This window comes from Amycolatopsis sp. (genome assembly GCF_025464955.1).
Taxonomy (GTDB): domain Bacteria; phylum Actinomycetota; class Actinomycetes; order Mycobacteriales; family Pseudonocardiaceae; genus Amycolatopsis.
The window spans coordinates 197,865-204,256 of the sequence record NZ_JAODNM010000056.1 but is presented as its reverse complement, the minus strand read 5'-3'; the positions used below and the strand labels follow the sequence as shown (position 1 = coordinate 204,256).

Below are 6,392 nucleotides of genomic sequence, written 5' to 3'. Positions count from 1 at the left end.
CAGCCACCCCAACCGACCTTCAGAATCCCTTCCCCCACACCACCCGTCCCTGCCGCGGTAAAACGGAGCCAGTCCACATCACCCGGCACCCACTGAGGCGTCGCGGACCCACACATACGACACAAGAACCACTTTTGTACAAAAGTGCCCGTCCTGGACGTGAGGCGGCCCCCTGGACGTGGGGGACGTCGAGGGGGCCGCAAAGCGCCGCGGAGGGCGCGTTATCGGGATACGCCGCGTCGGCCGCCGTACAGGTTGGCGGCGAGCGAGACGCCGACGGCCGCGATCACGACCTGCGTGATCAGCTCCAGCCAGTCGAAGCCCTTGGTGTCCGCGTAGCCGAAGCCGCGGGCGATCGCGGTGCCGATGAAGGCCGCGACGATACCGACCACAATGGTCAGCCAGATCGGGATGCTCTGCTTGCCCGGAGCGAAAAACCGCCCCAGTACGCCGAGAATCAGGCCGACCACGATGGCAGTGATGATTCCGCTGACGGTCATCGAACGCTCCCTTTGGCCCGGTTTGGACTGTCTTGCCCCATACGTTCCCAGGCCGGTAAGCCCTGAAACACTTTCGGGGCCGCCTTGTCGCCAAGGCAGCCCCGAAAGTGTGGTCGGAATCAGAAAGCGGCTTCGTCGACGTCCATGAGGTCGTTGTCGGCGCCTTCGACGATCGCGCGGCGCGACGTCAGCTCGGGCAGCACGCTCTTGGCGAAGAACGACGCCACGGCGACCTTGCCCTCGTAGAACGGCACGTCCTTGGCGCTCGCGCCGGCGTCCAGCTTGCCGATCGCGATCTCGGCGTGCTTGAGCAGCCGCCAGCCGATCAGCAGGTCGCCGACCGACATCAGCAGGCGGACGGTGTGCTGACCGACCTTGTTGATGTTCAGCGGGTCCTGCTGCGACGTCGTCAGGTAGCCGATCAGCGAGCCGAGCATGCCCTGCGTGTCCTCGAGGGACTGCTTGAGCAGCGCGCGCTCGTTCTTCAACCGGCCGTTGCCGGCCTCCGACTCGATGAACTTCGTGATCTCACCGGCGATGAACGCGAGCGCCTGGCCCTTGTTGCGGACGATCTTGCGGAAGAAGAAGTCCAGCGACTGGATGGCCGTGGTGCCCTCGTACAGCGAGTCGATCTTCGCGTCCCGGATGTACTGCTCGATCGGGTAGTCCTGCAGGAAGCCCGACCCGCCGAGAGTCTGCAGCGACTGCACGAGCTGCTCGGTGGCGCGCTCGGAGCCGACGCCCTTGACGATCGGCAGCAGCAGGTCGTTGATCTGCTCCGCCAGCTTCAGCGACGCCTCGTCGCCTTCACCCGTCCAGATCTGGTCCTGGAACGAAGCCGTGTACAGGTAGATCGCGCGCAGGCCCTCGGCGTACGCCTTCTGCAGCATCAGCGAGCGGCGGACGTCCGGGTGGTGCGTGATGGTGACCCGCGGCGCGGTCTTGTTGACCATGTTCGGCAGGTCGGAGCCCTGGACGCGCTCCTTGGCGTAGTCCAGCGCGTTGAGGTAACCGGTCGACAGCGTCGCGATGGCCTTGGTGCCGACCATCATCCGGGCGTACTCGATGACCTGGAACATCTGCGCGATGCCGTTGTGGACGTCGCCGAGCAGCCAGCCCTTGGCCGGGACGCCGTGCTGGCCGAAGGTCAGCTCACAGGTGGTCGAGGCCTTGATGCCCATCTTGTGCTCGACGTTGGTCACGAAGGCGCCGTTGCGCTCGCCGAGCTCGCCGGTGTTGGTGTCGAAGTGGAACTTCGGGACCAGGAACAGCGAGAGGCCCTTGGTGCCGGGCCGGGTCTCGATGCCGGGACCCTCCGGGCGCGCGAGCACCAGGTGCATGATGTTTTCGGTCAGGTCGTGCTCGGCCGAGGTGATGAACCGCTTGACCCCGTCGATGTTCCAGGTGCCGTCCGCGTTCTGCACGGCCTTGGTGCGGCCGGCGCCGACGTCGGAACCCGCGTCCGGCTCGGTGAGCACCATCGTCGCGCCCCACGCGCGGTCGATCATGAACTGCGCCCAGCGCTGCTGCTCTTCGTTGCCGTTCTTGTGCACGATCATCGCGAAGTTCGCGCCCGCCATGTACATGAACAGCGCCGGGTTCGCGCCGAGCATCAGCTCCGCGGACGCCCACTGCACGGTCGGGGGCAGGCCGAGGCCGCCGAGGTCGTTGGTGAGGCTGAGCCGCCACCACTCGCCGTCCAGAAGCTGCTTGTAGCTCTTCTTGAACGACTCGGGCAGCGTGGCCGAGAACGTCTTCGGGTCGTAGACGGGCGGGTTGCGGTCGGCGTCAGCGAACGACTCGGAGAGCGGGCCGACAGCGAGCTTGTTCAGCTCGGAGAGCACGCCGCGCGCGGTCTCCTCGTCGGAATCGGCCAGGACGCCCTTCCCCAGTCGCTCCTGGATGCCGAGTACCTCGAAGAGGTTGAACTCCAGGTCTCGGACGTTGCTCTTGTAGTGGCCCATGTCGTCGCTCCGTTTGTGTTCGGGTGGCCGGCTGGGCGCGGTTCCCCTACTCGCCGGTAACTTAAGGATATTACCTCTGGGTAACCACGGCAAGTACTACCCCTCGGCTGTGAGCGACGGATCAGCCGATCAGGGGTGCGGCCTGGGGTGCCGGGACCGGTGTCGCCCCTGGTGGCGCGGGTGCCATCTGCGTGTCGTCGACGACCGTGACGAGAATCCCGCCCCGGAAGGCGATAGTCACCGCATGCGTGCGGTCGCGTGCGGTGAGCTTGCGCAGGATGCTTTTGACGTGGGTCCGGACCGTTTCGACGGACAGGAACAGGATCTTCGCGATCGCCGAGTTCTCCAGTCCTTCGGCGACGAGCTGCAGCACCTGGTATTCGCGGCGGGAAAGCGGCATCGGCGTCTTCGGGGCCGGCGTGCCGTCCGCGGACGGCGACGGCTGGCGCTTCGGCCGCGCTGTCAGCGCCGCCAATGACGGGTCGAGGTAGCGGCGGTCGGTGTGCGCGCGCCGGATCGCCTCCGCGAGCCGCCTGGGGTCGGTCGACCGCGGCACGGCGGCGTGCGCGCCGGCCCCGACCGCCGCGGCGAGGTACTGCGGCGTCCGGTTGATGTCGCGGATCAGGATGACGATCACCAGCGCCGGGTCCCCGGAAGCCAGCAGCCGGGTCAGGTGGCAGCTCGGGTCCAGCGCGGAATCGAGGATGAGCACGTCCGGTTTGAGCTGCTCGCACAGCTGGAGTGCGGCGTGGTGGCTCCCGGCGTGGCCGACCCAGTGGAACCCGTGCGTCCGGTGGATGACCGAGGACAAGCCGTCGCGATAGATCGGCACGGGATCGATGGCGGCCACCCCGAGGCTGCGGCCCCCGATGGCCGGTGGGCTCGCCTTGATCCGGGTGGGCTCGATGTTGCGCGCCATTTGCTCTCCGTCTTCACGTCATCGTTCCCGGTCGTGGCGTCCTGTTCGCACGCCCCCCGGCGCGCGGACGCCACCCCCCGATCCCCCCTGCTGGGGTCGGCCGGGAACTGACACCTCGTGATCTTGTGACTCACTTTCCCGCAGTTTGTGACGCGAGTTCCCCCTCATAGTTGTAACTCGTCGTCATAGGTAAACTCTGGGTAGCACGGCGAAGTTGATCAAGATCCCGTCCGGGGTCTGAGCCACGGTCTGTACCGCTGAGTGCTACAGAGGGTGGGTGCTCGCCATCCGCAGCCGGCCGAACTCCGCAGCCAAGGTCACCGGCGTCCAGTGCGCATTGAGCCCGCTGGGGTTGGGCAGCACCCAGACTCGCGTTGAGCCGATCGGGTCATCTTGGTGGCCGATCTTCGCCTTCGGCTCGGTAAACGCCGTTCGATACGCCGTGATGCCCACGACGGCCAGCCAGCGCGGCCGGTAGCGGATGACCTTCTCTATCAGCAACCGTCCGCCCTCGCGGAGCTCGTCGGCGGAGAGTTCGTCAGCTCGCGCTGTGGTCCGCGCGACGACGTTCGTGATGCCGAGCCCCAGCCCCGGCAGCGTGCCCTGCTCACTGGGATCGAGCAGGTGGGGCGTGAAGCCACCACCGTGCAGCGCGGGCCAGAAGCGGTTGCCTGGACGAGCGAAATGCCAGCCTGTCGCCGCCGAGTAGAGCCCGGGGTTGATGCCGCAGAAGAGCACCCGGAGGTCCGGCGCGAGGACGTCGTCGAGCACCTTGTCCCGGGCCGCGGCGAGCTGGTCCTTGGTCGGCCGGAGAGTCATCGGCCCAGTCTGGCGAACCGTGTCCCGCTCTTGTCCGGTGCCGGGGGTGGCCAAGCAGCCACGAACTGCGTACGCTGTGTGATCTCGCGCACAACGTCGTCTCGAGGGGGCCTGTCTTGCAGTTGGCACTGATCGTCGGCCTGGTCATGTTGATCTTCGCACTGGCCGTCGGAGTGGTCGCCTTCGAAGACAAGCGCGCCGCGCGGCGGGTGGCCGCGCAGCGCCGAGCCCGGTTAGCGCGCCTCGGTGAGGTGGATCCGCTCGCTCCGCACCGGCTGCACGTCGACCGTTGAAGCGGTCTTCTTGGCGGTGAGCGCCAGCAGCAGGGCCGCGACGATCCAGCCGAGGACGGCGCCGGTCGTGTTGGTCATGAGGTCGTCGACGTCGAAGATCCGGTAGGCGAACGGTGCCGTGCCGAAGTTCGCGGTCAACTGGGTGATCTCGATGGCCAGCGAGATGGTGAAGCCGATCAGCAGGGTGCCGATAAGGCCCCGCTTCCACAGCAGCCTGGCGATGAGCCCCAGCGGGACGAACAGCAGCACGTTCATCGCGACCTGCTGGAAGGTCAACGTGGTCAGCGCGTGCGCCGAGGAGAGCCCGTGCTTGAGCAGTTCGGTGTGGATGTCGGCGACCCACTGGAACGGCCGGAGCTGCACGGTCTGGGTGAGCCGCGGGGTGTTCGGGCCGGGCAGCGGAAGCAGGACGACGGCCAGCGCGAGGCAGCCGTAGAGCGTCACCGCGCCGCTGATGGCGAGTCCGCGGACGTGCACCCGGCCGTGCCTGGCGTACTGCGTGATCAGCTGCGGGATGAGGATCGTGCCCCAGAGCGTGATGAAGGCGAGTAGTCCGTAGCTGATGGCCGTGACCTGTGCGTGCGTCATGCCCTAGACGTTAGAAATTTTCCGGCCTGCCCACTTCGGTCGAACAGCCTGCTCGCGATGGCCTGGATCGGCCATTTGGCCGATGCCCGGAACAGCCGATCGGCCAGGGAGAAAATGCGTGGAACCCGACGTCGGGTGCGTGTCATCGTGGGTGGATGACCGACGTGCGGCGTCTGGTGGCCGAAGAGTGGGAGTTGATGAAGGACGTCCGCTTGCGGGCGCTCGCGGACGCGCCGGAGAACTTCGGGTCGAACCTCGCCCGCGAAGCCGCCTTCACTGAGAAGGACTGGCGCGGCAGGTTCGTCACGAGCGTCAGCTTCGTCGCGATGGACGGCGACAAGCCGGTCGGTCTCGTGGGCGGTCTGCTCTACGACGGCGGCTGGGTGCTCGTCGCGATGTGGGTCGCGCCCGAAGCAAGGGGTAAGCGCATCGCAGGGTTGCTGATCGACGCCGTTGTCGCGCACGCGGCCGGCCAGGGAGCGCCAGCGGTTTCCCTGGAAGTCTTCGAGGGCAACTCATCCGCTCTGCGTGCGTACGAGCGCTACGGCTTTGTCGCGACCGAAAACGGCAAGCCCGGACGTGTCCAGATGCTCTACCGCGTCGCAAACTGAGACATCACCAGGTCGGCGGCGCGTGGACGATGGGGACTCCGCGACGAGAGAGGCCTCCCGATGGCTCAGAGCAGCAGCGGCGTACGCGCGCCCGCCACCGCACGGCACCTGACGACCCCGGCCGCACTCGCACTGGGTGATCTCGCGGCGATCTTCGAGGACCTGCAGGTCGTCCTCGCCTGCTGTGAGCGGCTGCTCGACGGCCTGACGCAGGGCAATGGCGACGACGCACTCATCGTCGACGCGCTGTGGACGACGGCGTTGAACTCGTACGCGCGGTGTTTCAAGCCCGGCAAACGCGGAATGGGCCTCGCCGAGAAAGACCTGACCGAAACAGGCCTGAAGGGCGACGTCGCTGAGTGGCACAGCCTGCTTGGCCGGCTGCGCACTTACTACGTCGACAACGAGACGAACCCGCGCGAAGCGTTCTTCGTCGGCGTCGCGCAGGCGGACGACGGCAAGGCTGAGGGGATTGTGCTCAGCTCGGCGTCACAACCGCTGGTCGACGAGACGACAGTGCGTCAGACCGGTCGGCTCGCCTTCGAGCTCAGCCGGATCGTCGACGGCCGGATCAAGGCGCAGCAGGAGAAGGTGTTCACTACGGCGAAGGCGATGACCGCGGACGCGCTCAGCGACCTGCCTTCGCTCGCCGTCGGGGACCAAGCCCCGGAAGGGTGAGAGTGGCTACCCGCTAGTAG

7 protein-coding genes are annotated in these 6,392 nt (G+C 67.0%); 2 read left to right on the top strand and 5 right to left on the bottom strand.

Annotated elements, in window-relative coordinates; genetic code table 11:
- Positions 1-221 precede the first annotated feature (221 nt).
- The 5 genes from JWQ81_RS12670 to JWQ81_RS12650 all read right to left on the bottom strand — a co-directional run bounded on the left by JWQ81_RS12670 (position 222) and on the right by JWQ81_RS12650 (position 5,083).
- Positions 222-500 carry a GlsB/YeaQ/YmgE family stress response membrane protein gene (locus JWQ81_RS12670; RefSeq protein ID WP_297540907.1) on the bottom strand — a complete coding sequence of 93 codons (279 nt, stop codon included), beginning with the start codon at positions 498-500 and terminating at the stop codon, positions 222-224.
- 119 nt (positions 501-619) lie between these two features.
- On the bottom strand, positions 620-2,464 hold the full coding sequence (locus tag JWQ81_RS12665) for an acyl-CoA dehydrogenase (protein ID WP_297540905.1): 1,845 nt from the start codon (positions 2,462-2,464) through the stop codon (positions 620-622).
- Between the two features lie 121 nt (positions 2,465-2,585).
- Positions 2,586-3,383 carry a response regulator transcription factor gene (locus tag JWQ81_RS12660; RefSeq protein WP_297540903.1) on the bottom strand — a complete coding sequence of 266 codons (798 nt, stop codon included), beginning with the start codon at positions 3,381-3,383 and terminating at the stop codon, positions 2,586-2,588.
- 264 nt (positions 3,384-3,647) lie between these two features.
- Positions 3,648-4,202 carry a G/U mismatch-specific DNA glycosylase gene (mug, locus tag JWQ81_RS12655; protein ID WP_297540901.1) on the bottom strand — a complete coding sequence of 185 codons (555 nt, stop codon included), beginning with the start codon at positions 4,200-4,202 and terminating at the stop codon, positions 3,648-3,650.
- 233 nt (positions 4,203-4,435) lie between these two features.
- Positions 4,436-5,083, bottom strand: coding sequence for a VanZ family protein (locus JWQ81_RS12650; protein WP_297540899.1), 648 nt, complete (start codon positions 5,081-5,083; stop codon positions 4,436-4,438).
- Positions 5,084-5,238: 155 nt separating this feature from the next.
- Here JWQ81_RS12650 and JWQ81_RS12645 point away from each other — a divergent pair, with 155 nt between their 5' ends.
- Together JWQ81_RS12645 and JWQ81_RS12640 are read left to right on the top strand one after the other, a co-directional pair.
- The gene (locus tag JWQ81_RS12645; RefSeq protein ID WP_297540897.1) at positions 5,239-5,694 is read left to right on the top strand and encodes a GNAT family N-acetyltransferase; all 456 of its coding nucleotides are present in this window, start codon (positions 5,239-5,241) and stop codon (positions 5,692-5,694) included.
- 60 nt (positions 5,695-5,754) lie between these two features.
- Positions 5,755-6,372, top strand: coding sequence for a hypothetical protein (locus tag JWQ81_RS12640; RefSeq protein ID WP_297540895.1), 618 nt, complete (start codon positions 5,755-5,757; stop codon positions 6,370-6,372).
- Positions 6,373-6,392 lie beyond the last annotated feature (20 nt).